The organism is Ruegeria sp. AF2 (genome assembly GCF_056542025.1).
The window spans coordinates 38,711-64,757 of the sequence record NZ_JBQFZC010000004.1 but is presented as its reverse complement, the minus strand read 5'-3'; the positions used below and the strand labels follow the sequence as shown (position 1 = coordinate 64,757).

Below are 26,047 nucleotides of genomic sequence, written 5' to 3'. Positions count from 1 at the left end.
TCCCTTTGGGTTTCGCACATTCTTGGGCGAATTAGGCATCCTTGGCAACGCGCGCCAGTACCAACACGAAAATATGATTTGCCCCTGACGCGCGACAGACACGCGCGCAGGCGTCCAAGGTCGCACCCGAGGTCATAACATCATCGACCAGAAGAATATCCTGGCCTCTGATCATGGGTGCACGTTTTCGGTGCAGGGATATGGCGTTGGACAGCGCAAGGGATCGCTCAACCGCAGTTTTTCCATCCAGAACAGGGGTGCGTACCGTGCGTACCAGAAGATCGGGGCATACACTCAACTCCGCTTCCCGGCCCAGATGCCCCGCCAGCAGCACCGATTGATTGTAGCGACGCTTGATCAGCCGGGTCCAGTGCAGCGGAACCGGCGCGATCAGCATGTTCGGGTGCAACAGCTCTTGCCCGGCTTGAGCCATCCAGCGTGCGGCAGGGCGGGCCAACTCAGGCCGATCCCCGTGCTTAAAGGCAAGTATGAGTGCCTTCGCGCGCCCCTGATACAGCAACGCTGCCCGACCATGCTGCCACGCGCGTGGTGCCCTGAGGCAGTCATCACATTCAATCCGGTGTCCGTCCTGCGCGCCGGGAAGTGGCATGCCGCAGCTTTCGCAGACGGTGCCACCGATGAACGGCGTGTCGCGCCAGCATGCGCCGCAGAGGCCGAAATCGGATTCGGTCAGTGCTCCGCAGGACAGGCAACGCGGTGGGTAGATCATCTCGACAGCGGTTTGAATCCCCTGACGAATGCGATACTTGCGGCTTATGAAGCTTCCGTCCGACACTACACCCTCTCTGTTTGACCGCGCCGTCCTTGCGCTTCACCGCAGCCGCGCGCGGGACGACGCGCTTTTCCTGCACCATGCCGCTGTCGACGAAGTGCAGGATCGTCTGTCCATGGTTAACAAAACCTTTAAGGCGCCCGCCGTCGTGACCCCCTTCCCCCATATCTGGGAGGGGTTGTGGCCCGAGGCTCGGGTGATTGGGGATGAAGATGTTCTCGACTTGACGCCAAGTGCGCATGATCTCGTGATACATGCGATGGCGCTGCATTGGGCAAACGACCCGGTCGGGCAACTGATCCAATGCCATCGCGCCATGAAACCCGATGGATTGCTACTGGCGGTATGTTTGGGGGGTGACACCCTTCAGGAATTACGCGCGGCCTTGGGTCAAGCCGAGATCGAGGTGACTGGCGGTCTCAGCCCCCGTATTGCTCCTATGGCCGAGCTTCGTGATCTGGGGGGGCTGCTGCAGCGGGCCGGGCTGGCTTTGCCCGTCGCCGACAAGGCGACACTGTCTGCGGAATACCGCGATCTGCTGCATCTGATGCGTGACCTGCGTGCAATGGGAGAAACCAACGCATTGGCCGATCGCCTGAAACACGCGACCCGACGTGCTGTTTTTGACAAAGCGCAAGACATCTATGCCGGACATTACAAATCGCCACAGGGCCGCCTGACGGCAACCTTTGAACTGATCTGTCTGACGGGCTGGACCCCCGATGACAGCCAACCCAAACCTTTGCGTCCGGGATCCGCCAAGATGCGGCTGGCTGATGCGCTAGGTACGGATGAGGGCAAACTGCCCGATTGACGACCGGCCTTTTCCCTATATCTCAGGCTAGACACCACAAATCAGGAAGCTTTCAATGTTTGATGCCACTCGTCCAACCCATGCCCCTGCAGACCATACCAAGGTCAAGATGGGCCGCGTCGGCATCCTGCTGGCTAATCTGGGAACTCCAGATGACTACAGTTATTGGCCTATGCGGCGGTATCTGAACGAGTTCCTGTCGGACAAGCGCGTGATCGACTACCCTGCGTGGAAGTGGCAGCCGATTCTGCAAAGCATCATTCTGACCAAGCGGCCTTTCAGTTCGGGTGAGGCGTACAAGTCAATCTGGAATCACGATAAGGGCGAAAGCCCGTTGATGACGATCACCAAAGATCAGACTGCCAAGCTGCGCGCAGCGATGCAGCAGCGGTATGGCGATCGGGTGATGCTGGATTTTTGCATGCGTTACGGCAATCCTTCAACTCCGTCGAAGGTCCGAGAGATGGTAGAAGAAGGCTGTGATCGCATCCTGTTCTTCCCGCTCTACCCGCAATATGCCGGTGCCACGACTGCTACAGCAAATGATCAGTTCTTCCGCGCGTTGATGAAAGAGACATGGCAGCCTGCCAGCCGAGCTGTTCCGGCCTATTTCGACGAACCTGCCTATATCGATGCGTTGGCGAGCTCGGTCGAGCGCGCCTATGCAGATATGGAGACAAAACCGGATGTCCTGGTCTGCTCGTATCACGGGATGCCCGAGCGCTATTTGCAGCAAGGGGACCCCTACCACTGCCAATGCGTGAAAACATCAAGGCTACTGAAAGAGCGTCTGGGATGGACGGATGATCAGCTGATCTCGACCTTTCAATCGCGCTTTGGACCGGAAGAATGGCTGAAGCCCTACACCGTTGATCACGTGGCTGATCTGGCGCGTCAGGGTAAGAAGAACATCGCCGTCATCGCACCTGCCTTCTCTGCCGATTGCATTGAGACGCTGGAAGAGATCAACGAAGAGATCAAAGAGAGCTTCGAAGAGGCGGGTGGTGAATCGTTCACCTATATCCCTTGCCTTAACGACGATGATTCGCATATCGCCGCGCTGAGTAAAGTGATCGAAGACAATCTGCGTGGTTGGTTAGACTAATCGCGCGCTTTCACCAGACACGAAAAAAGGCGGTGGTTTGCACCACCGCCTTTTAAGTGCATAAAGTCTCGTCGACTTAGCTTGCTGCAACAGCTGCGGCAACAACAACCAGCAGGATCAGCGGCAGGATGATGCCCTGCGACGAACCTTGGGTCTCTTCGACAACAACAGGTGCTTCAACAACCGGCTCTTCCAGGTTGCCAGCATATGCGGTCGAAGCAGCAGCGGTCAGAGCAGCAGCGAGAACGAGTTTCTTCATATTAACCTCCAGAATTTGCGCGATTCCCAATAGCGAAACCACGCATCTAAGACTTACCTCGTGAGTTTTTCTAATCAGCAATGCAGGCGGATTGCAATTGCAACTTGTCCCGCAAGCGGGTTCGTGCGCGAAAATGTCGTCAAATTAGCAACACTTGCGTGCCGACCTTGGCCATAGAAAACAGTTCGGCGATGTCATCGTTGAACAAGCCAATGCACCCGTTCGACGACCGGCGTCCAATTTTACGCGTATCGTGGGTGCCATGGATGCGATAATACTTCCAGCTCAGATATAAAGCGTGTGTTCCCAGCGGGTTATCAGGACCCGGCGGAATATAATCCGGCCATTCAGGGTTGCGCTTCTTCATCGATGGCGTCGGTGACCAGCTTGGGCCTTCCACCTTGCGAATGACACTGGTGCGCCCGCGACGGGTCAATTCCTCGGTCAAAGGCACCGAAGAGGGGTACAGTTTGTATACGGATTGATCATCTGACCAATAATGCAGCGCTCTGGATACGGTATCCACCAGAATGGCACCGTTTCTTGTGTTCGAAAAGTAGGGCTGCCAGTCCAGCGCACGGAATCCCGACACATTGCGGCGTACCGGAGCTTCCGGTTCCGGGGCGGGGCGCAGCGGGTCGCCCGGAATATACTGAGCCAACGCAGGCGAGGCCAAGCTGGCGGTTGCACCGGCCAGGAATCCCCGGCGCGTCGATGTAAGAATATGTTTCTTGACCATGGAGATCGGTCCTCTGCTAACAGCAAATGCAAAATCTAAGGCATTTTATGGCCAGAATGCTTCAGTCGCAAATCAAACCGGCAGAATCACGCAAGGTTGGGGCATTGTAGGTTTGCTCCGGGCGGTCAAGCAGGCTATTTCCCTTCTCGACACAATATTTAGGCCGATCATGACACGTATTCTTTCTCTACTAGCGATTTGTTTTGTCGCACTTGCGGCATGTACCGATTCGGGCACATCCGCTATTGGCGCCGATGGCAGGCCGCTGCCATCCGTGTACAAAATTCGTGGCAACCCTGAAAAGCTGCAGTTCAGAATGCTGGATTCGGTGAATGCCTTGCGGCAGGCATCTGGCTTGCAACAGGTCCAATTGAACTCGCAACTGAATGCAGCTGCCGCCACTCATGCGAAAGACATGGCGCGACAGAATCGGCCATGGCATTTCGGTTCGGACGGTTCGTCTCCGTTGGATCGCGCGGCGCGCGCCGGTTACTTCGGTACATTCCTGGGTGAAGCGATCTCGGAAACCTTTGAGACCGAGACCGAAACGCTGGCCGCATGGATGCAGGAACCCGGTCCTCGTGCTGTGATCATGGACCCGCGCGCCACCCAGATGGGGTTCGCCTGGCACCAAGAAGGCGGTGGCAAGATCTGGTGGACGCTGGAAATGGGATCCGGCGGCTGATCACGCCAGCTAAAGAAACAAAAAAAAGCCCCCGACAAATCGGGGGCTTTTTTTGTTGATAAGTGGGCCAATCAGGCAGCTTGCATCGATTGCGCTTCAGTCAGAATGGCATATAGCTTTACCGGGTCAGGGTTGGCCCGCAGCTTGGCGCAGACCGATTGCTCGCGCAGCGTGCGCGAGACCAACGCCAGCGCCTTAAGGTGTTCAACCCCCGCCTCTTCTGGCGCAAACAGGGAAAACGCCAAATCGACCGGCTGACGGTCGACCGACCCGAAGTCGATGGGCTTTTCCAGCATGACAAACACGCCCGAAACCGATTCCAGTTCGGAAAGCCGTGCGTGCGGAAGTGCTACACCATGTCCAACACCAGTTGGGCCAAGGCTCTCCCTCTCAAGCAGGCTGTCTACGATCGTCTGAGCATCCAGCCCAAGCGTCGCGGCGCCCACATCGCCAATTTCCTGAAACAAACGCTTCTTGCTGGAAGCAGCGGACAGTACACGCACCGCTTCTGGCTTTAGAATGCTCGAAAGCTCCATCATTTTGCTCCTAAGCCGTGCCCCCGGCTATTCGGGGGCAGGCCGATTTGTCTTGCCTGTTACGGATCGATCCAACCGATATTGCCGTCCTCGCGGCGATAAACGACATTCAATCCGTCCTTGTTCTCATTTCGGAACACCAGTACCGGAGCACCAGCGAGTTCCATCTGCATGACGGCTTCACCAACACTGAGCGATGGGATCTTGGTTTCCATCTCAGCCACGATCATAGGCTGCAGCGATTCGGGTTCGTCTGCCGTCTCCGATTCGTCAGAGGCGAGGATATAAGAGGACGCGCCAAAGAGTTCAACCGGCTCGGACCGATCCTTATGGTGGTCTTTCAGGCGGCGCTTATAGCGTCGCAGTTGTGTCTCCATCTTGTCGCAGCAGCCTTCGAATGCCGCGTAAATCTCGGTCGCGTGCGCCTTGGCCTGTGCGGTCAGGCCGGTCGACAGATGCACGGTGGTTTCGCATACATATTCATGCGCCGAACGGGAAAAGACGACATTGGCGTCTGTAGGCCGCTGGGCATATTTGCCCACGACCTCGCCCAGTTCGGTCTGCACATGGGTCTGCAGGGCCGCACCGATGTCGATCTGTTTTCCGCTGATTTGGTAACGCATGTGATCTCCTTCACAATTCACACCCATTCTGACGTCGCGTAACGCGACTGACTTGTTTTTATCGGGTGGGGGGTGTCGGCATGTTCTGCGGTTGCCGTTGGCCCGGCCCTTCAACGAAGGGAGATCGAGATCCAGTTTGGAACCGAAGAAATGCCATATGCCAATTGAGCCAAGAGGTGAGGGAAGAGTCAATCAAAACAGGTGTGTATATACGTGATTTCCGTCATGCATCAGGCGCATCTCCGCACAACCTTATGAAATACGGAAGTTTTCACCCAGATAGACCCGGCGAACATTTTCGTTTTCGACAACTTCATCGGGCGTGCCTGACATCAAAACCTGGCCGTCATGCAAAATATAAGCCCGATCCACAATCTCCAGCGTTTCCCGGACGTTATGATCCGTGATCAGTACTCCGATGCCACGCTTTTTCAGATCGGCCACCAGATGCCGGATATCACCGACACTGATCGGATCGACACCCGCAAATGGTTCGTCCAACAGCAGATATTTCGGATCGGCGGCCAGACAGCGCGCAATTTCGACCCTTCGGCGTTCCCCGCCGGACAATGCCAATGCAGGCGCTCGGCGCAGGTGTTCGATGGAAAAGTCCGATAGCAGCTCTTCCAGCCGCTCCTTGCGGCGATGGGCATGTTTAACCGTGATATCTAGAACCGAAGCGATGTTGTCTTCAACGCTCATCCCGCGGAAAATCGACATCTCCTGCGGCAGATATCCGATCCCCATCCGGGCACGACGATACATCGGCAGGGTCGTGACGCTCTGCCCATCAATCGTGACCGTGCCTGCTTCGGGGAAAACCAGACCCGCGACAGAATAAAAAGTGGTGGTCTTGCCCGATCCGTTCGGGCCTAGCAACGCCACGACCTCGGAGCGGTTCAATTCCATGGACACATCGCGAATGACGGTCTTCTTGCGATAAGACTTTCGTAGCTTTTCGATCTTCAGACCGGAAGAACCTTCAGCGATGGAGAGTTCGGGCCGGTTCATCAGTTGCCACCTTGTTGCAGAATGGTTTTGACACGCCCTGACATCGTCGCAGTTCCCGTCGTCAGATTTGCAATCATCTCGTCGCCGCTGATGATACTTGGGCCCTGCGTCAGCAACACGTTGCCCTTCATCTCAATCACGCCGGAATCGATGGTGTATTCTGCCCAATCGCCCTCGGCTGCGTCGGGCGGACTGACCAGAACCACGTTTTCGGTGGCCTCCATCCGTTCGATAGCCGAGCGTTCTTCGTTATAGATGACAAGAACCCGGTCTGCCGTCAGGCGCATCTCACCCTGGATGACAATGACGTTGCCGATAAACTCGGCCGATCCATCTTCCTGATTCACGTTCAATGTCTCGGACGTCACCTCGACCGGCAGCGTCGGGTCGGCATTGACCGAGCCGAACGCCACCTGAGCCTCTTGTGCAGAAACAGGTGCGGCCCCGACAGCCACGGCTAGACACAAAAAGGCGACACGTAAATCGAACACAAGTTATCTTTCTGCTTTTTGCGGCTCATATATCAACTTCACGCCGCCTGTAAAAAGAATATGAACCGGACCGTCCTTTTTTTCAGTCCCAAACACCATTCTTCCGGCAGTAAAGTCGCCAATCGGACCGGTTCCGTCAATCTGTCCAGGGCTATCACCACGTATTTCATCCAGCGACGTATTCAACAGGTCGGTGGTGACCTGGATGCCGTCTCTGGTGGTGATGACCACATCCCCTGCAAACGTTGCAGTACCCTTGTCTGGCCTGATGATGCCTGTGTTGGATTCGAGTGTGATCTCGCCCCCATTGCTTAGTCCAAAGCGACCCTGCACTTCGGCTGCCGTCGGCGTGTCGCCATCGCCACCTTGACTGGCCCTTCGGGCTTCGACGCGGATTTCCTCGCCCTTGCGGGTGACACCTTTATAGTCGGGCCGCGTGACCACCTGATCTGTCAGCCGGTCGTCAATATCCTGATCACTGAACGGCACCGTGACATTGGTGTCGACGCTGCGAGAAAGAAGAAAGACAGAAGACAGCAACAAAATCGCCACAAGCGGTAGCAGTACCTTCAGGAACTGCACCCATCGGGAATGGCGATCAACTTCAGCCATCTTCCTAACCCAATCCTACACGCAGACAGTCATGTATGTGCAGCAGACCCAAGGCTGGGCCATTTGTGTCAGGATCAACCACAAAGAGTGACGTGATCTTGCGATCGTTCATGATTGCAACCGCCTCCTCCGCCATAGCACTTGGCGCAATGGTCATTGGATTTTCGGTCATCACCTCTTCGGTGTTTTTGCTCAATAGCCCGTCCATGTTCCTGCGCAGGTCGCCATCGGTCACAATACCCAGCAAACGACCTGCCTGATCAGTGACTCCCACAACACCAAAGCTCTTCTGACTCATGACCAGCAGCGCCTCGCTCATCGGGGTGCCAGCGGTCACCAAGGGCAAATCTTCATGCATCAGATCACGCACAGTTGACAGTTGCGCCCCCAACTTTCCACCGGGGTGGTAAGCGCGGAAATCTTCGGGTTTGAAATCCCGGTACTTCATCAGCGCAATCGCCAGCGCGTCGCCCATCGCAAGGGTCAGCGTCGTCGAAATTGAAGGCACCATCCCAAAGCCGCAGGCCTCTCCCAGTGACGGGATAAGCAGATGCACATCCGCCTGTTTCATCAAGGTGCTTTCCGGCTTGCTCGACAACCCGATCAGCGGAATTCCAAAGCGACGCGTAAAGGCCAGTAAGTTCGCCAGTTCCGGCGCTTCACCTGAGTTCGAGATCGCAAGGACCACATCGCCTTTCGATACCATGCCCAAATCACCATGGCTGGCTTCGGCGGGATGGACAAAATAGGCGGGCGTACCAGTGCTGGCCAGAGTCGCCGCGATCTTGTGGCCAATATGGCCGGATTTGCCGATACCACTGATAATGATGCGGCCAGTGGCCTGCAGGATCAGTTGCACGGCTTCGGTGAAATGCTCGTCCAAGCTTTCGGCAAGGACCTCCAATGCGCGGGCTTCGTCGGTAACGACCTGCCGGGCGGTTCTGAGGAATGCTTCGGTGTCAGTCATGAGTGCGCAAAAATATCGGTTTCGGGCCAGCCTGCGAGGTCAAGCTTCGCACGCATTGGCAGGAAGTCAAAACACGCCTGCGCCATTTCGGTGCGGCCTTCGCGGGCCAGACGTCCGTCCAGTGCATCCCGCAGTTGGTGCAGGTACAAAACATCCGATGCCGCATAGTCCAACTGGGCATCGGTCAGCGTTTCAGCACCCCAATCGCTCATCTGTTGTTGTTTCGAGATATCGACGCCAATCAGTTCCTGACACAGGTTCTTAAGACCATGACGATCAGTATAGGTGCGCACCAAGCGGCTGGCGATCTTGGTGCAATAGACCGGGGCGGCCAAAGCGCCGAAGGTGTGATACATCGCAGCAATATCGAAGCGGCCAAAGTGGAACAGCTTCAAAACATTCGGATTTTCCAGCATCGCATAGAGGTTCGGCGCCTGCGTCTGCCCAATCTCGACCTGAACGATATGGCTGTTGCCGTCCCCTCCTGACATCTGGATCACGCACAGGCGATCTCGATGCGGGTTCAACCCCATGGTTTCACAGTCAATGGCCACGATGGGGCCCAAATCCAACCCGTCCGGCAGGTCATTTTTATACAGATGGTTCGCCACGGAATTGTCCTTTGTGCGCTTTCGGCCCCGAGATAGGCGGTTTGGCCCACAAACTCAACGCCGTCCTTGGAAAAGCGTCCCCTTGACCTTGTGGCCAACACTTGAACTATGGATCGGCGACACCGCGATTGAGAAATTCCGACAATGCTCAGCATCCTGAGAAACCGCACCTACAGACATCTGCTGGCCGCGCAGATCGTGGCGCTGACCGGAACCGGGCTGGCGACGGTTGCCTTGGGGCTGTTAGCCTTTGATCTGGCCGGAGAGGCCGCCGGGATGGTCCTTGGCACCGCCCTGACGATCAAAATGATTGCCTATGTCACCGTTGCCCCGCTTGCTGCTGCCTTTGCCGAGCGGCTGGATCGTCGCCGGATGCTGGTTGCACTGGATCTGGTGCGCGCTGTGGTTGCGCTCTGCCTGCCTTTCGTGTCCGAAATCTGGCAGGTCTACGTGCTGATCTTTGTGCTGCAATCCGCCTCAGCCGGATTTACTCCCGCGTTTCAGGCCACCATCCCGGATGTGCTGACCAACGAACAGGACTATACCAAAGCCCTTTCCCTGTCGCGGCTGGCTTACGATCTGGAAAGCCTGCTGAGCCCGATGCTGGCCGCCACCTTGCTGCTGTTCGTCAGTTTCGACAGCCTGTTTCTGGGCACCTGTGTCGGTTTTGTCGCCTCGGCCTTGCTTGTGGTGTCTGCAACCCTGCCCTCACCCAAACCCTCCCAGCCGCGTGGCATCTATGACCGCACCACGCGCGGCATTCGAATTTATCTTAAAACCCCGCGCCTGCGGGGGCTGCTGGCGCTGAGTTGGAGCGCGGCCGCGCTCAGTTCGATGGTCATCGTCAACACGGTCGTGATCGTGCGCGGCGATCTTGGTCTTTCTGAAAGCGCCGTTGCCGTCGCGCTGGCCGGGTTCGGTGGCGGTTCGATGCTCGCGGCATTTGCACTGCCACGCCTTCTTGATCACATTCCAGAGCGTCGCGTCATGCTGGGAGGTGCATCATTGGCGACGGGCACCATGGCAGCAGCGGCGCTGCTATCTGCCACCCTACCGATGACGCTGGGCTTACTGACAACGACCTGGCTATTGGTCGGCTTTGGATACTCCAGCACGTTGACGCCCTCGGGCCGCCTGCTGACCCGATCCGCCCACCCCGAAGATCGACCCGCTGTGTTTGCCGCACAGTTCACTCTGTCTCATGCTTGCTGGCTGGTGCTTTATCCCCTGGCCGGGTGGCTGATGACCCGCTTTGGCGTAACTGTGGCCATGGCCGGAATGGCGACCGCAGCGATTCTGGGTCTGGTTCTTGTGCTCATTGCCTGGCCACGGTGCGAAGACAATGCGGTGGTTCACGGCCACCCTGACCTCCCACAGGATCACCCCCACCTGTCTGGGCCAAAACCTCATGCGCATCCGATCATCATTGATGAACTGCATCCCCGTTATCCGCACCAGCCTTGAGCCCGAACACCAAACTACCCTAAACCGAGGCGAAGTTGCCTGAACCCGGAGCCGCAATGGACCAGCTTGACCGACGCATCATCGCCGCTTTGCAACACAATGCACGCGATTCGACGACCCTCATCGCCTCTAAGCTTGGCGTCGCCCGAACAACGGTGCATGAACGCATCAATCGCATGGAGGAGCGAGGCGTTATAGCAGGGTACTCGGTTGTCTTGCGCGAAACCGAAGATACGCCACGCGTTCAGATCATCGTTCTGCTTGAAGTGCAGCAGAAAGAAACCACACGGATCATCAAGCGGCTTGAAGCTTATCCCGAGGTCAAACTGTGTTTATCAATCAATGGCGAATTTGACCTGCTGCTTTCCGCCGAAGCGCCACGGATCGAAGATCTCGACATTCTGGTCGACGAACTTGCGCGCATCCCCGGCGTATTGCGTACCAACACCAGTGTGGTTTTTGGCCGAAAGATTGATCGAAACTAAGGCGCGCTAACTCTCTGTAAACAGGTAACTGGATAGCTTGGCCCGGACTGATCAGAATCCCGGACCGGCAGAATGCCAATTCAAAACCTCCTGATTGCGGCGCTTATGTTTTTGGCGCAGGACGCAGACGCGGCGGCAACGACAGCTCTTTGTGACCGCGCAGCGCAACGGGCTGCGCTGGCCGAAGACGTTCCGCTCGATGTTCTAAAGGCAATTGCCCGCGTTGAAACAGGCCGCACGCTGGACGGGGTACTGGAACCCTGGCCATGGACCGTCAATCGTGAAGGACAGGGATATTGGTTTGCCTCCGAGGTTGAGGCAAAGTCTTACGTGTTTGACATCTTCAAATCCGGTGTACGCAGCTTTGACGTCGGTTGCTTTCAGATCAACTATCGCTGGCACGGCAAGGCTTTTCGCTCGATCGACGCGATGTTCGATCCGGATGAAAACGCAACCTATGCGGCGCGGTTTCTGGCCCAGCTTTATGCGGAGCTTGGATCATGGCCTGCCGCTGCCGGCGCCTACCACTCGCGCACGCAGCACCTTGCGGCCTCATATTCTGATCGTTTTCAGACCGTCCTGGCGCAGCTGGATGGCTTGGGCACAGCCCACGAACGCGATCCATTCACAGCATCTGCCAGTCCGCTCATCCCGCTGAACGCTCATCCGGTCGGCCAGAACGCGCTGGGGTCACTGGTTCCCGAAACCTCTACAGCCACCGCCTTTATCGCTTTCAATTAGGAGCAGATAGTGCCCCGTATCGATCCCCGCACCTTGTTCTCTCCGACCATATTGCTGGCGCTGGCGTTGATGGCGGTCATCGTGATGATGATCCTGCCCATGCCAGCCTGGGTACTGGACGTTGGGCTGGCGGCATCCTTTGCGCTGGCGATACTGATCTTCACATTGACGCTGTTCATCGAACGGCCACTGGATTTCTCATCCTTCCCGACGATCTTGCTGGCCTCACTGATGTTGCGCTTGTCGCTGAACGTGTCCTCAACCAAGCTGATCATCGGTCAGGGGCACACCGGCACCAACGCCGCTGGTGACGTGATCGAAGGTTTCGCCCAGTTTGTCATGGGCGGCAGCATCTTTCTGGGCCTTGTGGTGTTTGGCGTTCTGCTGATCGTGAACTTCATGGTCATCACAAAGGGTGCGGCCCGCATGGCCGAAGTGGGTGCCCGGTTCGCGCTGGACGGGATGCCAGGCAAACAGTTGGCCATCGACAGTGACATGTCGGCTGGAGCCATCGATCACCAGCAAGCCAAAGAACGACGCGAGCGCGAGCAGCAGGAGACCACCTTTTTCGGTTCGCTCGACGGCGCGTCGAAATTCGTCAAAGGCGATGCGATTGCCGGGTTGCTGATCACACTTCTCAACCTTGTGATGGGATTGGTCATGGGGGTCATCGTGCATGGGATGCCGGTATCGTCCGCCTTCGAAACCTATGCAATCCTGACCGTTGGGGACGGGTTGGTATCGCAGATACCAGCAGTGATCATCTCGATTGCGTCCGCCTTGCTGTTGGCGCGTGGCGGTACGCAGGGTGCAACCGACAATGCGATCTTCTCGCAACTTGGACGCCACCCGGCGGCGTTGGGCACCGTAGCGGTTCTGATGGTGCTGTTCGCCCTGGTGCCCGGTTTGCCGTTCTTACCGTTCATTCTTGGGGCCGGGGTGCTGGGCTATGCGGCTTATTCAGGCCTCAGAAAACGCAACGCCAGCGAGGCAGAGGCTCAGACCCCCGAGGCCGAGTCTGACACTCCGGTTTCACAGGCCATCGGTGATATCCTGGACCTCGACGACGTTCACTTGGAATTCGCCCCCGATCTGGTCAGCATGGTGCTGAACCCCGGTACCGGCCTTGACGCGCGGATCGCCAACATGCGGACCTATGTCGCCTCAAGCTTTGGGCTTATCCTGCCCGAAATTCGATTGACTGACCGCGCCGATCTTCCGACCGGAACTTATGTGATCAAAGTACAAGGGGTCGAACAGGCCCGTGGTGTTCTGAATTCTGAACTTGTGCTCGCGCTGGTACAGGACGGGCACGACTTTCTACCTGATGGCACCGATGTGACCGAACCCGTCTACGGTGCCCCGGCGCGCTGGATATTGCCCAAGGACCAGGAGGTCGCCGCACTGAATGGGGCCACCATCGTCACCCCTCCTGAAATTCTGGCGACCCATCTGCTTGAGATCATCAAACAGAATTTCTCGCGCCTTTTGACTCTGAAATCCCTTCGCCGCCTGCTGTCCGAGATGACGCGGCTTAGCGATCCGACCCGGGCTGAAGCCAACCGCAAAATGCTGGACGAATTGATCCCAGACAAGGTGCCGATCGACACACTGCATGCTGTTCTGCGGCTGTTGCTAGACGAACGGGTCTCGATCCGGAACATGGCGCTGATCCTTGAAAGCGTGGCTGAAGCACGATTGACCACCACCCAGCCCGAAGGGATCTGCGAACTGGTCCGCCAGCGGCTGGGCTTTCAACTGGTTGCCGACATGAAGCGCGAGGACGGCTCGATCCCTCTGATCCAACTCGCGCCGGAATGGGAGGACACATTTGCCACCTACCAGATCGACGCCGCGAACGCAGGTATCGACGTGGCACTACCGCCCAACCTGTTCAATAAGCTGGCCGATGGGGTTGTCGATAGCGTCGCAAAATCAGCAGATCACGGGTTGTTCCCGGCGGTCGTAACCACGACCCGCCGACGCAGATTGCTCAGGACCATTATGCACGCGCGCGGCGTCGCCAACCCCGTCCTGTCTTTTGAAGAGATCGGGCTTGAGGCGCGCCCCGCCTTGGTCGGAACGGTGCCCGCGTGATCTCAGTCCCGTCAGAGCTTTTGCCACATCTGGGGCAAAACCTGTGGCATCTGTTCGCCGTATTTCTTCGTGTGTCCGCATTGGTTTCGCTGCTACCGGCCTTTGGTGAACGCAGCGTCCCTGTGCGGGTCAAACTGGGCGTGGCAGTTGCTTTCACAATGATTGTCATTCCCGCCATACCCGCATCGGGTGTTATGCCGGGCTTTCACAAAATGATTGGATTAATCACCATCGAAGTCTTGATCGGTCTTATGCTCGGCATCGGGTTGCGCCTTTTTGTCCTTGCATTACAAACTGCAGGTTCAATCGCGGCGCAAGCGACATCTTTGTCTCAGATCCTGGGCGGAGCGGCCGCAGAACCTGTCCCGGCGATGGGGTATCTGCTGACGCTGGCCGGCTTGGCGCTGGCGGTATTGCTTGGCCTTCATATCCGTGCAGCGCAGTTCATGATCCACAGCTATATGCTGTTTCCGATGGGCGCGCTTCCAACTGCGCCTGATCTGTCGCAATGGGGCGTTGCGCAAGTCGCCCGCAGCTTTGGACTGGCCTTTGCGCTGGCGACGCCCTTTGTCATCGCATCGCTGATCTACAACCTCGCACTGGGCGTAATTAACCGCGCCATGCCGCAGCTCATGGTCGCTTTTGTCGGTGCCCCAGCAATCACTTTCGCAGGCCTTTTCCTGCTTTTCGCCGGGGCACCATTGATCCTGGCAACCTGGTCTGACGCTTTGTTCGCCTTTCTCCAAAACCCGCTTGGAGGGCTGAGATGAGCGCATCAGACGACAGTGATAAGTCATTTGAGGCGACCCCGCAAAAGCTGGAAAAAGCCCGCAAAAAAGGCGAGGTGGCGAAGTCCAATGATCTGTCGGTGGTGGCTGCATACATGGGACTGCTCGTCGCACTTTTGCTCACGGGGCAATTCACAGCAGAGCATCTGGGGACTCTGTTCGTGGTCTTGATCGACCAATCAGATCAATTCGCAAGCTTGCTGACCATCGGACCCGCGACATCCACCGTCGCTGGGATTCTGAGATCAACTCTGGCACCAATCGCCGCGTTGTTTATCGTTCCGGCAGTCGCGGTGTTGCTCAGCCTGATCGCCCAGCGCGCACTGATCTTCGCGCCGGAGAAGCTGAAACCACGCGGTTCACGCATCTCGATCGTCTCAAACGCAAAGAACAAGTTTGGCCGGGGCGGGTTGTTCGAGTTCGCCAAGAGCTTTGTTAAATTGTTGATCCATGGAACATGCCTGACCCTATTTTTACACGCCCACCTGCCCGAGATTCTGACAGCCAGTGCAGCCGCCCCGAGATCCTCAATTCTGTTGATGATGAACTTACTAAGCCAATTTCTGTTTATCGCCATAATGATCGCGCTGGCGATCGGCGTGATCGACTATCTGTGGCAACATGCCGAACACCTTCGCAAAAACAGAATGTCACGCAAAGAAATTCAGGATGAAACCAAGGATTCCGAGGGTGATCCGCACGTCAAACAGCAGCGTCGCCAACGCGCGCAGGACATAGCAACCAATCAGATGATGGTGGATGTGCCCAAGGCCGATGTGGTGATCGTCAACCCGACGCATTATGCGGTGGCGCTGAAATGGTCGCGAGCAAGTGGCAGCGCACCGGTTTGCGTCGCCAAAGGGGTAGATGAAATCGCGGCAACAATCAGGGCCACGGCCGGAGACGCAGGCATTCCTATTCATTCCGATCCACCAACAGCACGCGCATTGCACGCGACCGTCGGGATCGGACAGGAAATTACCGAAGAATACTACCGACCCGTTGCAGCTGCTATTCGGTTTGCCGAATCCATGCGCAAACGAGCGAAGGGTCAGGTCGGATGACGCAAGATCGCATGGACAACCTTTTGACCGTCGCTGAAGCTGTTTATCAACGGGAACACCAAAAATTGCACCCTTTGTTGCAGCGCGAAGCCCAGTTGCTTCAGCAATTGACGCGTCTGGATTCTCAATTAGCCGAAGTAAAATCGACGAGTTCACAGTCGGATGGCTATCAGGTCACCGGCGCAGACCTGTTGTGGCACGGCTGGGAATCTTTGACACGGCGCAACCTGAACACCGAGTTGGCGCGCCTGCGATCACAAAAGCTTGCGGCAATGGAAGAATTGCGTGGGGCATTTGGGCGCAAACTGGCCGTTGCCGATCTGTCGCGCCGCCTGCAGGAACACAAGCGACGCGTGCGACAATCTAAAGCTCTGGAATCGTAACCCCAACCCGTTCAGGTATCCTGTCGGCTGACACTTATGATCAGAACTTGCGAGACATCTTCGCCCAGATCCTTTCTCGCAACCTCCAGCAACGCATTGCGCAATGCCGTCAGGTTGTCTGACCGCGTGAATGCGCCGTCAAACCCGCCGATATTGGCGTGATCAAACAGAACTTGCAGAAACCGGTCCCTTAATTTTGGCTCGATCTCATAAAACGCTTCGGCAATCCCCGGCCTCACCTCAAGGCTGAGGGACATGGTGACGAGCGCCGATATCTCGTCCTCGGAAACCACGGGGACCACGAACTGTTTGGTGAGTTTCAGATACTCATGTGTTTCTGATTGATCATCTTTGCCGGGTTTAGTTTTGTTTTTCTTGTCTTCATTGGGTTTTTGCCCAGCCTCCGCAAGATCTTCAGCTTCCCCGGACGGGGACAATAGGATCCGGGCGCCCGCACCGGCAGCCAGGCCGAAAACCAGAAAAACGATCGGTAGTAGTTTTCCCATCAGAGCGGCCCTCAGAAAGGTAGCAAGGTATCAAGTATCTGTTGTCCATAGCGTGGTTGCTGCACATCCGTGATCTGCCCGCGGCCACCATAAGACACCCGCGCTGACGCGATCTTGTCATAAGTGATTTCATTCTGGCGCGAGATATCTTCGGGGCGGACATAGCCCGAGACCAGCAGTTCCCGAAGTTCGAAATTCACCCGCAGTTCTTGCGATCCAGAAATCGAAAGCACACCGTTTGGCAACACGTCGACGACCGTTGCCGCCACGCGCAAGGTCAATTTTTCTTTGCGTTTGACCGATCCCTTCCCTTTGCTGACCGAAGCCGAGTCAATTGAAACCGCATCATCAAGTGAGGCCCCTTCAGGTAGTTGTTCACCTGCGCGCTGAGGAAGGCCGAAGAGTTCCGGCACCGCAAGGCTTTCCGACCCCGCGCGCGATCGATTGGTATCGTTGGAAATTTCGGCCTTTTCATCCAGCTCGATCACGACTGTCAGAATATCCCCTTTTTTCATCGCCCGTTGATCACCAAGCAAGGAATGCTGACCGCCACTCCACAAAGATGACTGATCAACGGTTCGCTGAGGCTGGCTGTGCAAAGGTAGTCCGGGCCACAGCATCGCAACATGCTCAGGCGATTCCGTGTTTGGTGTCAGGCTGGGCGGCTTGCCAAGGTGGTCCAATCGTCCACACGCCGCAACACTCAGAACGACAAATAGCAGGGGTTTCGAAAGGCTCGGCATCATTTAACCTCAATTTGTCCATCGGGACGGATTACGCCCGTTACTGTTGTGCGAGACGCCAGATTCATGACACGGATACGCTCGCCTGCTGCGCCCCGGCCCAACGCGCGGCCTTCGGCAGTGATCGATAGCGCGACGTGATCGAACACCAGCGTCACCAGATCGTTTCGGTCCACGATCGCAGGCGGACCGACATCGGCAGGGCGGATTGGCCGACCTGGATAAAGCGCGACGCGTGCCTCCTGACCGATAAGATCCTCTGGCCTACGAACCGCCCCATTGACCTCAGAGGTTTTGACTTCGATGTCGGATGAGACAATGACCTCTTTGGCGCGGATCGTGCGGGTCGGCACAACGATCTCGGCCAAGCTTGGCATCGGCATCATGCATAGTATGAGGGTTAACAGGCGCATCACCGCACCTGCGTGGTCGCGCCCATCATCTGGTCGACGGCGGAAATAACTTTGGCGTTCATTTCATAGCCACGCTGCGCTTCGATCAGTTCCGTGACCTCGCGCACCGCATCGACAGAGCTGTCCTCAAGATAGCCCTGCCGCAATGTGCCCAGCCCATCTTCGCCCGGGGTGCCGACAACCGGAGCGCCCGAGGCTTCGGTTTCCTTGAAGAGGTTGCTACCAATGGCCTCAAGACCCTTGGCGTTCGAGAAGCTGGCCAGCGTAAACTCGCCCAGCAACTGCCCCTCGGCCGTATCATCGAAATAGGCATAGACCTCACCCGCCGCATTGATCGAGATCGATCTGGCATCGTCTGGAATGGTAATTTCAGGGGCAACGGCAAAGCCATCAGAAGTTACGATCAGACCTTCGGCCGAACGTTTCAGGCTTCCGTCTCGGGTAAAGGCGGATTGGCCATTCGGCATGGTGACTTCAAGGTAACCTCGCCCTTCGATGGCGATATCCAGATCACTGCCCGTTGCCGAGAGCCCACCCTGTTGCAGCTGTACGGTGACGGCGGCAGGGCGCACGCCCAACCCCAGCTGTATACCTGTCGGAAGGACCGTTCCATCCGAGGCATTGACCGCCCCGGCGCGCACCATCTGTTGATAGTGCAGATCGGCAAACTCGGCCCGGCGGGTGTTGTAGCCGGTTGTATTCATATTCGCGAGGTTGTTTGAAATTGTCTCAACCCGCATCTGCTGTGCGGCCATGCCCGTAGCCGCGATCTTCAATGCTCGCATGTCGTATTCTCCTTCCGGTAATCAGCGCATCAATGCCTTAAGCGCCCCGCGAACCCGTTCGTCTTCGGCCTCAAGAAAACTCTGCCCGAGCTCGTAGGCCCGCTGAATTTCAATCATCCGGGTCACCTGACCAATGGCATTGACATTCGATCCTTCGAGGAACCGATGCAGCACGACCGGCTCGCCCACCGGTTCCACCTGCCCGCCTGCACGAAAATGTGTGCTTCCTTCGCGCACCAGGTTTTCGGGATCAGCGACGTTGTAGACACCGATCTGGCTCAGAAGTTGTCCATCGACGCTCATCGTGCCGTCGCTGCCAACATCGATCGTTGCGGCGTCGGGCGGGACAAAGACCGGCGCGCCATTGCTGTCCAGAACCCGGTGCCCGTCCATCGTCACCAGATCGCCCTCAACATTGGGTGAGAAACTGCCGGAACGCGTCAGGCGGTTCCCAGCGGGCGTTTCGATCATAAAGAACCCGTCCCCTTCGATGGCAAAGTCGAAGGACCCGCCTGTCTCGGTCAGCACACCTTGTTGCAGAGAAGTGTTTCGAACCTGCGCACGGCTGAGCGATAGTGAAGGGTTGCCCGGCATATCCCGGACGAATTCGGAGAACACCAGCCCCTGCTGACGATACCCGGTCGTGTTGGCATTGGCGATATTGTTGGCCACCATTCGCATCTCATCCATGAGACCGGATTGGCGGGACAAGGTGACATAAGCGGTGTCCATCAGCGACCTCCGGCAATGAGCGGGACCAATGTCCCGGTAAAAAATGTAACAAGGGTCTGGGTCATGAAGCCCATCGACATCCAGAACACGACCACAATTGCAATCAGCTTAGGCACGAAGGTCAGGGTCATCTCCTGAACCGAGGTCAGCGCCTGAAACAAACCAACTGTAAGGCCCGAGATCAGCGCCACCGCCAGGATCGGAACCGACGTGATGACTGCAACCCAAAGCGCCTGGCGCACGATGTCGTAGAACAGACCTTCGCTCAGCATCGTTCAGACCGGCATCCGCAAGATTTCCTGATAGGCTTCAACGACTTTGTTCCGAACAATCACAGCCGTTTCCACTGCCAACTCTGTCTGCGCCAGCGCCTGAACCAAAGCGTGCGGGTCGGCCTGCCCAACCATCGAAGATTGCGTGACTTGCTCGCTTTGTTTCAGCGTCGCCACGAAATCCTGAAACGAGGATCGCAGCCCTTGCGCTGTCCCCTGATGTCCGGGGTCGGCCTGCGTTGCAGGGCGCGCACCCGTATAGTTCTGTGCGGCGGTAAGTGAGCGAACATCCATTCTGGTATTCCTTTATTTTCGGAGTAGATCCATCAGACTCGATGACATCTGCCGGGTCTGGTCGAACATCTTGAGGTTGGCTTCATAGCTGCGCTGCGCCTCTCGGGCGTCTGCTATTTCGATCATCAGATCGACGTTTGATCCTCTGTAATGGCCAGTCTCATCAGCCATAGGGTGGCCAGGATCATAAATTCGGCTCAGGTCGCGACGATCGAGTTTGACGCGCCCCGCCTGAACCATCTCTTTTCCGTCCCGTTCGACTGTCTCAAACGGGACTGTCTTACGCCGGTATCCGGGCGTATCGGCGTTCGAGATGTTCTCGGACACATGACGCAACCGCGCTGCTTGCGCACGCAGTGCGCTAGCCGACGCGTCCAATGAGTAGGAAAAATCGCTCATCGTGAAACCCCCTATGCCCGGCCCAGACTCGTGCGCAGCACACCGATTGAAGACTTGTAGATCGCTAATGCCCGGTCATGTTGTCGCTTGACCTCGACAGCTTTCAGCATCTCTTCTTCCAATGAAACACCATTGCCATTCGGATCGCTCGAAGCCGCGACCGTGAATTCAGCCCAAGGCTGAGCGCGCACATCACCATTCAGATGACCCGTCCGAGTCGCGGTCATCGCGACCTCTCGGCTCGTGTTTTCAAACGCTGTCTGGAAGGCTTCAATATCGCGGGGCTTGTATCCCGGCGTATCCGCGTTGGCCATGTTGCGCGCAACAATCGCTTGCCGTTGTCCGGCATGGGTTGCCATTGCGTACGCAGTCTTAAAGACGTTCAGGTCATTGAACATCGGGGCTTCTCCCTCGATCAATTTCAATCAAGGCTTAACCCCGATTCCTTTAGAAACCGTTTTCAACAAATCTATTTGGAGGACCTGCGATGGCCGATCTCGATCCGATGCGTCTGAAATGCGAATTCGATAGGATGTCGGCGGTACACCATATCGGGCGTGTGACCGGTGTTGCGCGCGGCGTGGTTGAAATCGATGGTCTGACCGCCCAAGCCCGGATCGGGGATCATCTGACGCTGCGCCGACAAAAAGGCCCGGACCTGCCGGGCGAGGTCCTGCATGTCGAATCAGGCGCGATCCATATGCTGCCAGCCTCCGCACCCGATGGCGTAAGCCTGGGGGATCAGGTCTCTCTCGACCAGATGCCTGCCTTTGCGCCCGGAATGCATTGGCTTGGGCGGGTGATCGATCCGTTTGGCAAACCTCTGGACGGCAAGCCCCTGCTGCCTGGCACGCTTAAACGTGACCTTATGCAGGCCCCGCCAACTGCGGTATCGCGCAAGCCGCTGGGCGGTCGTATGGAAACCGGGTTGGCCATCCTCAACACGATGCTGCCCATTGTCCAGGGTCAGCGAATCGGCCTGTTCGCTGGTTCAGGCGTTGGCAAATCGACACTTCTGGCGACGCTTGCCCGCTCAGTCCAGGCGGATGCTGTGGTCGTTGCATTGGTGGGCGAACGCGGGCGCGAAGTGAATGAGTTTGTCGAGAACGCCCTGGGTGCCGAAGGTCTGAAACGATCCGTCGTCGTGGCCGCAACCTCGGATCAATCGGCCCTGATACGCAGACGGTGCGCATGGTCGGCCATGTCGGTGGCGGAATACCTGCGGGATCAAGGGTTAAACGTTCTGTTTCTGGCCGATTCAGTTACTCGTTTTGCCGAAGCGCATCGCGAGATTGCCGCCGCAATGGGTGAGGCCCCATCGCTACGTGGCTACCCGCCATCGGTCACGCCGCTGATTGCAAACCTGTGCGAACGGGCGGGTCCCGGAACTGCCGATCAAGGTGACATCACCGCAGTCTTCAGTGTTCTTGTCGCGGGTTCTGACATGGACGAGCCCATTGCGGACATTCTGCGCGGCGTCTTGGACGGACATGTCGTGCTGAGCCGAGACATCGCCGAACGCGGGCGCTTCCCAGCGATTGACCTCAGCCGATCCGTATCACGCAGCCTACCAGGTGCGGCGACCGCAGATGAGAACCAGTTGATTACAGAAACCCGCAAGCTGGTCGGCAGTTATGAGCAATCTGAGGTGATGATCAAAGCCGGTCTCTATGCCGAAGGAACAGATCCTTTGTTGGATCGCGCCGTCCGGGTCCACGAAGAGCTAGATAGCTTTTTTGCGAAGGCCGATCCCGATGGTATCGAAAACAGCTTTAATCGATTATCTCTGATTTTAAGGCGCGCTGGTGTAAACCCGGTGTCGCAATCTTAGAATTCAGAACAGTTTTAAGTGTTAAGCCCACCTTAACACCTGCCCTGCTAGGCCAGTAAGCGGGTGAATAGAAGGTGGTGGAGATGGGTGCGCAATCCAATGCGGCGCCAATCATCATCAAGAAGAAACGTGTATCGGGTGGCGATGCTCACCACGGTGGTGCGTGGAAGGTCGCGTATGCGGACTTTGTCACTGCCATGATGGCGTTCTTCATGTTGATGTGGCTGCTGAATGCAACGACCGAGACGCAACGCAAGGGTCTGGCGGATTATTTTTCGCCCACGATTCCGGTCAATCCGGTCTCGGGCGGTGGTGATGGTGCCTTCGGCGGTGACAACATGTTTTCGGAAAAAACCATGGTTATGGATGGATCAGGTGCCAGCAATCGGAACCCCACCGAGGCGAAACAGGCGCGCGGATCAACCGGCGTGGATGCGAAAGGCGGCGGTAAGGGTGCGTTCGAAGATTTCTCGTCGCTCGAGGCGCAGTTGCTGGGGCGCGCTGGGGAAAGCCTTGTGTCCGATAAGATGCGCAAGCACATCGTGACCCGCGTCACCGACGAAGGGCTGGTGGTCGAGCTGTTCGCCACTGAGGATCAACCGTTGTTCGAATCGGGGACAGACACGCCAACCCAAATGATGCGCGCGCTGGCACTTTTGGTAGCGCGGTCTTCTGATCTGGCGACAAACGCAATCGCGGTTGAAGGGCATGTGCGGTCTGCGCCCGTCGTGTTGGCGAATAACCCGGTCTGGGATCTGTCGACCGCGCGGGCGCAAAGCACCCGCCAACTGCTGCAGAACAAAGGCATCCAGCCACAGCGGTTGGACCGCGTGACTGGGCACGCGGACCGAGAGCTTTCGGATAAAAACCCCATGGCGATACGCAATAATCGGATTGAGATCATCTTTTTACGCAACCCTTAAGGGGTAAAGGATAGACAGCATTTTAGCTGTTAGCCGGCTGTTAAGGGCCAGTGCGGTACGTGTTGCATCAACGAATGACGCAACAAAAGGGCGTACCGATGACCATATCCTCTTCGCTGAATGCCGGTGTGGCAGCGTTGAAGGCCAACGCCAACAGGCTGGCCACGATCTCTGACAACATCGCCAACTCATCGACATTTGGCTATAAAAGGGTCGAGACCGACTTTCACTCCATGGTCACGTCTGGTCAGGGCGGCAGCTATTCGGCAGGCGGGGTCAGAACCACCAGCCAACGCCTGATAGATCAGCGCGGATCGTTGGTAACCACCAACAACTCAACCGATCTGGCCGTGCGCGGAAGGGGTATGCTACCGGTTCGTCCCAGTTCGCAGATCGCGTCAGGTTCAAATGAGATGCTGCTGACCACGACAGGCTCATTCCGCACCAATGAGGAGGGATATCTGGTCACACAATCCGGCCTTGTACTTCTTGGCTGGCGTGCCAATCCAGATGGCTCGATCCCCAGCGTCCCGAGGGATACGCCCGCCGCTCTGGAACCCATTCAGCTAAGCGTTAATCAACTTTCGGGCGCCCCCACAACATCCATGAACCTGCGGATGAACCTGCCTGCAACAGCGACCGACGCCGGTGCTCCGGGTGACACGCAGCCCTTGTCGGTCGAGTATTTTGACAATTTGGGCAAGTCTGAAAGCGTCGATATCGAATTGGTCCCCACCGTTCCTGCAACCGGCAGCAGCAATGAATGGACCATGACATTGCGCGATTCAGCCTCGGGCGGTGCTGTCATCGGAGAATATACCCTGACCTTCACCGATAGCCGTACAGCCGGTGGTACACTAGCCAGCGTCACCGCCGTGACCGGCGGTGCCTATGACCCGGCAAACGGCAGCGTTGTCGTCAACGTCGCCGGCGGACCGATGGAGATCAACATCGGCCAGATCGGCGATGCGGACGGCATTACACAGCTTTCCGATACCTTTGCTCCGGTTTCGATCACACGCGATGGTTCGGCCGTTGGCACGATGACAAGCGTACAGGTTGATGAGAACGGCTATGTCTATGCTTTCTATGATACTGGGGTCAGCCGCCGGATGTTCCAGATTCCGCTGGCCGATGTGCCGAATCCAAACGGTCTGACGGCGTTGGACAGTCAGACCTATGCCCCCTCGCGCGACAGCGGCACCTTTTTCTTATGGAACGCGGGTGAAGGTCCGACAGGCGATCTCGTGTCTTTCGCACGCGAGGAATCGACCACCGATGTCGCCACCGAGTTGACCTCAATGATCCAGACCCAGCGGGCCTATTCCTCAAGCGCCAAGGTCATTCAGACTGTGGATGAGATGCTGCAGGAAACCACCAATATCAAACGCTGATCTGATGATTGATCAACGAAAGGGATGCGTCCGATGAGTATGTCGACAGCACTGAACAACGCTCTGGGCGGGCTGAGCGCAGCCAGCCGTGGTGCGGCGGTGGTTTCAGGAAACATCGCCAACGCCTTGACCCCGGGATATGCTCGCAGATCGCTTGAACTGGCGACCAGCGCAGTTTCTGGTAATGGCGTTCGTGTCGTTGGTATCACTCGGCACCAGGATCCGGTACTGATCGCAAACCGCCGTGCGACCGATGCAGACCTGATGGCAGCCAAAACCGTGGCGCAATTTCATTCAAGTTACGAGAAACTGTTGGGGGCAGCCGACGATGCCACTTCGATCTCGGCCAGACTAGCCCAATTCGAAAGCAGCCTGATTACAGCTGCAAGCCTGCCCGGCTCAGCCCAACGGCTGGATCAGGCCGCCCGTGCAGGCGGTACATTGAGCACAGCGCTCAATACAGCGTCCGAAGGGGTGCGGCAAATGCGATCCGATGCGGATCGCACGATAGGCAAACAGGTCGATACGCTGAATCAGACTCTGAAAGACATCGAGAAACTGAATGCTCGTATCCCCGCTGTCCGCAATTCGGGCGGTGATATTGGCGCGCTGTTGGATCATCGTCAGATTCTGGTCGATCAAGTCAACGAGTTGGTGCCTGTCAACGCGATCGCGCGCGATAATGATCAGATTTCCCTTTATTCCGATGGCGGGTTGATCCTGCTGGAAGGAACCGCGGCCGAGTTTTCGTTCTCGACTACAGGCGATACCATGCCGCATATGACCGTTGGCAACGGGTTGTTGTCCGGGCTCGAGATCAACGGCCGACCCGTTCGCGTGAGCGGAGAGTTCGCCCAAATCCGAGGCGGCGCATTGATGGCCCAGTTCTCGGTCCGCGACGAACTGACCGTCGAAGCGCAAGCCGATCTGGACGCCGTCGCCCGCGACCTGATCGAGCGCTTTGAAACCACTGGGTTGGACCCGACCGCTGCCGCGACCGATCCGGGCGTCTTCACGGATGACGGCAGCCGCTTTGATCCGGTTTCTGAAACCGGTCTTGCGTCGCGCATCTCACTAAATGTTGTGGTCGACCCGGATGCAGGGGGTGACAGCTGGAGATTACGCGCGGGTCTGGGGGCATTGATCCCCGGTGCGCCGGGTGATGCCAGCCAGTTGCAAGCTTTTGGGGCCGTTCTGACCGACTCGCGCCCGGCCCCCAGCGTGGGGTTTGGGACAGGCACGATGCGCGCGGCCGAGATCGCCGAGGCGTTGCTTTCCAAAGCCGGGGCAAACGCACACACAGCTGACCAGCGCAGCAGTTTTGCAGCAAACGCGCAGCTGGAGATGCAAAAAGTCGTCGCGGAGCAAGGTGTTGACAGTGACGCGGAACTGCAGCGCTTGATGCAGATCGAGCAAGCCTATGCCGCAAACGCACGCATCGTCGCTGTCGTGGATGAACTGATGGATACCCTGTTGAGGTTATGAAC

33 protein-coding genes are annotated in these 26,047 nt (G+C 57.2%); 14 read left to right on the top strand and 19 right to left on the bottom strand.

Annotation, left to right across the window (positions count from 1 at the left end; translation table 11 throughout):
• Positions 1-31: 31 nt before the first annotated feature.
• A complete protein-coding gene (locus ACR0NM_RS13620; protein ID WP_480615204.1) occupies positions 32-796 on the bottom strand; it encodes a double zinc ribbon domain-containing protein in 765 nt (254 codons plus the stop codon).
• Between ACR0NM_RS13620 and ACR0NM_RS13615 the strand changes: the two genes are divergently transcribed.
• Both ACR0NM_RS13615 and hemH read left to right on the top strand, forming a co-directional pair.
• Positions 777-1,607, top strand: a complete 831-nt coding sequence (locus ACR0NM_RS13615) for a methyltransferase domain-containing protein (RefSeq protein WP_480615202.1) — start codon at positions 777-779, stop codon at positions 1,605-1,607. The two genes, ACR0NM_RS13620 and ACR0NM_RS13615, sit on opposite strands and share 20 nt — an antisense overlap.
• 55 nt (positions 1,608-1,662) lie before the next feature.
• Entirely contained in the window at positions 1,663-2,712 is a 1,050-nt protein-coding gene (gene hemH, locus ACR0NM_RS13610; protein ID WP_480615200.1) for a ferrochelatase, read from the top strand.
• 76 nt (positions 2,713-2,788) lie between these two features.
• Here hemH and ACR0NM_RS13605 read toward each other — a convergent pair whose 3' ends face one another.
• Entirely contained in the window at positions 2,789-2,971 is a 183-nt protein-coding gene (locus ACR0NM_RS13605; protein ID WP_010442520.1) for a hypothetical protein, read from the bottom strand.
• Positions 2,972-3,110: 139 nt separating this feature from the next.
• Positions 3,111-3,710: a L,D-transpeptidase gene (locus ACR0NM_RS13600; protein WP_170395325.1), complete on the bottom strand. Its 600-nt coding sequence runs from the start codon at positions 3,708-3,710 to the stop codon at positions 3,111-3,113.
• A gap of 169 nt (positions 3,711-3,879) precedes the next feature.
• Between ACR0NM_RS13600 and dalA the strand changes: the two genes are divergently transcribed.
• Complete coding sequence (gene dalA / locus ACR0NM_RS13595) at positions 3,880-4,395, top strand: divisome-associated lipoprotein DalA (protein ID WP_255611997.1); 516 nt, start codon at positions 3,880-3,882, stop codon at positions 4,393-4,395.
• A 71-nt stretch (positions 4,396-4,466) separates the two neighbouring features.
• Here dalA and ACR0NM_RS13590 read toward each other — a convergent pair whose 3' ends face one another.
• The 7 genes from ACR0NM_RS13590 to ACR0NM_RS13560 all read right to left on the bottom strand — a co-directional run bounded on the left by ACR0NM_RS13590 (position 4,467) and on the right by ACR0NM_RS13560 (position 9,246).
• Complete coding sequence (locus ACR0NM_RS13590) at positions 4,467-4,931, bottom strand: PTS sugar transporter subunit IIA (RefSeq protein WP_170395318.1); 465 nt, start codon at positions 4,929-4,931, stop codon at positions 4,467-4,469.
• Positions 4,932-4,990: 59 nt separating this feature from the next.
• Positions 4,991-5,554, bottom strand: coding sequence for a ribosome hibernation-promoting factor, HPF/YfiA family (gene hpf, locus ACR0NM_RS13585; protein ID WP_039541074.1), 564 nt, complete (start codon positions 5,552-5,554; stop codon positions 4,991-4,993).
• A gap of 252 nt (positions 5,555-5,806) precedes the next feature.
• Complete coding sequence (gene lptB / locus ACR0NM_RS13580; RefSeq protein ID WP_170395315.1) at positions 5,807-6,565, bottom strand: LPS export ABC transporter ATP-binding protein; 759 nt, start codon at positions 6,563-6,565, stop codon at positions 5,807-5,809.
• A complete protein-coding gene (locus ACR0NM_RS13575; RefSeq protein ID WP_480459812.1) occupies positions 6,565-7,056 on the bottom strand; it encodes an LptA/OstA family protein in 492 nt (163 codons plus the stop codon). Before ACR0NM_RS13575 ends, lptB begins: the two co-directional genes overlap by 1 nt.
• A gap of 3 nt (positions 7,057-7,059) precedes the next feature.
• Positions 7,060-7,668 carry an LPS export ABC transporter periplasmic protein LptC gene (locus ACR0NM_RS13570; RefSeq protein ID WP_480615198.1) on the bottom strand — a complete coding sequence of 203 codons (609 nt, stop codon included), beginning with the start codon at positions 7,666-7,668 and terminating at the stop codon, positions 7,060-7,062.
• Positions 7,669-7,672: 4 nt separating this feature from the next.
• Positions 7,673-8,635 (bottom strand): KpsF/GutQ family sugar-phosphate isomerase, encoded by a 963-nt coding sequence (locus ACR0NM_RS13565; protein WP_480615196.1) that lies wholly within the window; start codon positions 8,633-8,635, stop codon positions 7,673-7,675.
• Positions 8,632-9,246, bottom strand: a complete 615-nt coding sequence (locus ACR0NM_RS13560; RefSeq protein WP_170408673.1) for a ribonuclease D — start codon at positions 9,244-9,246, stop codon at positions 8,632-8,634. Before ACR0NM_RS13560 ends, ACR0NM_RS13565 begins: the two co-directional genes overlap by 4 nt.
• 144 nt (positions 9,247-9,390) lie before the next feature.
• Between ACR0NM_RS13560 and ACR0NM_RS13555 the strand changes: the two genes are divergently transcribed.
• From ACR0NM_RS13555 to ACR0NM_RS13525, 7 genes are all read left to right on the top strand, one after another.
• Positions 9,391-10,710 (top strand): MFS transporter, encoded by a 1,320-nt coding sequence (locus ACR0NM_RS13555; RefSeq protein WP_480615194.1) that lies wholly within the window; start codon positions 9,391-9,393, stop codon positions 10,708-10,710.
• A 56-nt stretch (positions 10,711-10,766) separates the two neighbouring features.
• Positions 10,767-11,195: an Lrp/AsnC family transcriptional regulator gene (locus ACR0NM_RS13550; protein ID WP_170626321.1), complete on the top strand. Its 429-nt coding sequence runs from the start codon at positions 10,767-10,769 to the stop codon at positions 11,193-11,195.
• 72 nt (positions 11,196-11,267) lie between these two features.
• Entirely contained in the window at positions 11,268-11,936 is a 669-nt protein-coding gene (locus ACR0NM_RS13545) for a transglycosylase SLT domain-containing protein (protein WP_480615191.1), read from the top strand.
• A 9-nt stretch (positions 11,937-11,945) separates the two neighbouring features.
• Positions 11,946-14,033, top strand: a complete 2,088-nt coding sequence (flhA, locus tag ACR0NM_RS13540; RefSeq protein WP_170515397.1) for a flagellar biosynthesis protein FlhA — start codon at positions 11,946-11,948, stop codon at positions 14,031-14,033.
• Positions 14,030-14,803 carry a flagellar biosynthetic protein FliR gene (locus ACR0NM_RS13535; RefSeq protein WP_170395294.1) on the top strand — a complete coding sequence of 258 codons (774 nt, stop codon included), beginning with the start codon at positions 14,030-14,032 and terminating at the stop codon, positions 14,801-14,803. The genes flhA and ACR0NM_RS13535 overlap by 4 nt, the downstream gene beginning before the upstream one ends.
• Positions 14,800-15,885 (top strand): flagellar type III secretion system protein FlhB, encoded by a 1,086-nt coding sequence (flhB, locus tag ACR0NM_RS13530; protein ID WP_480615189.1) that lies wholly within the window; start codon positions 14,800-14,802, stop codon positions 15,883-15,885. The genes ACR0NM_RS13535 and flhB overlap by 4 nt, the downstream gene beginning before the upstream one ends.
• Positions 15,882-16,268, top strand: a complete 387-nt coding sequence (locus tag ACR0NM_RS13525) for a hypothetical protein (protein WP_480615187.1) — start codon at positions 15,882-15,884, stop codon at positions 16,266-16,268. The genes flhB and ACR0NM_RS13525 overlap by 4 nt, the downstream gene beginning before the upstream one ends.
• An 11-nt stretch (positions 16,269-16,279) precedes the next feature.
• Here the strand turns inward: ACR0NM_RS13525 and ACR0NM_RS13520 are convergent, their stop codons facing one another.
• Genes ACR0NM_RS13520 through ACR0NM_RS13480 form a run of 9 tightly spaced genes read right to left on the bottom strand, consistent with a single transcriptional unit; the run spans position 16,280 to position 20,810 of the window.
• Positions 16,280-16,774 carry a flagellar basal body-associated FliL family protein gene (locus tag ACR0NM_RS13520; protein WP_480615185.1) on the bottom strand — a complete coding sequence of 165 codons (495 nt, stop codon included), beginning with the start codon at positions 16,772-16,774 and terminating at the stop codon, positions 16,280-16,282.
• A gap of 11 nt (positions 16,775-16,785) precedes the next feature.
• The gene (gene flgH / locus ACR0NM_RS13515) at positions 16,786-17,517 is read right to left on the bottom strand and encodes a flagellar basal body L-ring protein FlgH (RefSeq protein WP_480615562.1); all 732 of its coding nucleotides are present in this window, start codon (positions 17,515-17,517) and stop codon (positions 16,786-16,788) included.
• Complete coding sequence (flgA, locus tag ACR0NM_RS13510; protein WP_170818494.1) at positions 17,517-17,930, bottom strand: flagellar basal body P-ring formation chaperone FlgA; 414 nt, start codon at positions 17,928-17,930, stop codon at positions 17,517-17,519. Before flgA ends, flgH begins: the two co-directional genes overlap by 1 nt.
• The gene (gene flgG, locus ACR0NM_RS13505) at positions 17,930-18,715 is read right to left on the bottom strand and encodes a flagellar basal-body rod protein FlgG (RefSeq protein ID WP_480615183.1); all 786 of its coding nucleotides are present in this window, start codon (positions 18,713-18,715) and stop codon (positions 17,930-17,932) included. Before flgG ends, flgA begins: the two co-directional genes overlap by 1 nt.
• A 21-nt stretch (positions 18,716-18,736) precedes the next feature.
• The gene (locus ACR0NM_RS13500) at positions 18,737-19,447 is read right to left on the bottom strand and encodes a flagellar hook-basal body complex protein (RefSeq protein ID WP_480615181.1); all 711 of its coding nucleotides are present in this window, start codon (positions 19,445-19,447) and stop codon (positions 18,737-18,739) included.
• Positions 19,447-19,719: a flagellar biosynthetic protein FliQ gene (locus ACR0NM_RS13495; protein ID WP_170395271.1), complete on the bottom strand. Its 273-nt coding sequence runs from the start codon at positions 19,717-19,719 to the stop codon at positions 19,447-19,449. Before ACR0NM_RS13495 ends, ACR0NM_RS13500 begins: the two co-directional genes overlap by 1 nt.
• A 3-nt stretch (positions 19,720-19,722) precedes the next feature.
• Positions 19,723-20,013, bottom strand: a complete 291-nt coding sequence (gene fliE, locus ACR0NM_RS13490) for a flagellar hook-basal body complex protein FliE (protein WP_480615179.1) — start codon at positions 20,011-20,013, stop codon at positions 19,723-19,725.
• Positions 20,014-20,025: 12 nt separating this feature from the next.
• Positions 20,026-20,412, bottom strand: coding sequence for a flagellar basal body rod protein FlgC (gene flgC / locus ACR0NM_RS13485; RefSeq protein WP_170395265.1), 387 nt, complete (start codon positions 20,410-20,412; stop codon positions 20,026-20,028).
• 11 nt (positions 20,413-20,423) lie between these two features.
• Entirely contained in the window at positions 20,424-20,810 is a 387-nt protein-coding gene (locus tag ACR0NM_RS13480) for a FlgB family protein (protein WP_480615177.1), read from the bottom strand.
• 107 nt (positions 20,811-20,917) lie between these two features.
• Between ACR0NM_RS13480 and ACR0NM_RS13475 the strand changes: the two genes are divergently transcribed.
• The 4 genes from ACR0NM_RS13475 to flgK all read left to right on the top strand — a co-directional run bounded on the left by ACR0NM_RS13475 (position 20,918) and on the right by flgK (position 26,045).
• Positions 20,918-22,243: a FliI/YscN family ATPase gene (locus ACR0NM_RS13475; RefSeq protein ID WP_480615560.1), complete on the top strand. Its 1,326-nt coding sequence runs from the start codon at positions 20,918-20,920 to the stop codon at positions 22,241-22,243.
• A gap of 83 nt (positions 22,244-22,326) precedes the next feature.
• The gene (locus tag ACR0NM_RS13470; protein ID WP_480615175.1) at positions 22,327-23,166 is read left to right on the top strand and encodes an OmpA/MotB family protein; all 840 of its coding nucleotides are present in this window, start codon (positions 22,327-22,329) and stop codon (positions 23,164-23,166) included.
• A gap of 98 nt (positions 23,167-23,264) precedes the next feature.
• On the top strand, positions 23,265-24,560 hold the full coding sequence (locus ACR0NM_RS13465) for a flagellar hook protein FlgE (protein ID WP_255611994.1): 1,296 nt from the start codon (positions 23,265-23,267) through the stop codon (positions 24,558-24,560).
• A gap of 33 nt (positions 24,561-24,593) precedes the next feature.
• The gene (gene flgK, locus ACR0NM_RS13460; protein ID WP_480615173.1) at positions 24,594-26,045 is read left to right on the top strand and encodes a flagellar hook-associated protein FlgK; all 1,452 of its coding nucleotides are present in this window, start codon (positions 24,594-24,596) and stop codon (positions 26,043-26,045) included.
• The last annotated feature ends 2 nt before the right edge of the window (positions 26,046-26,047 follow it).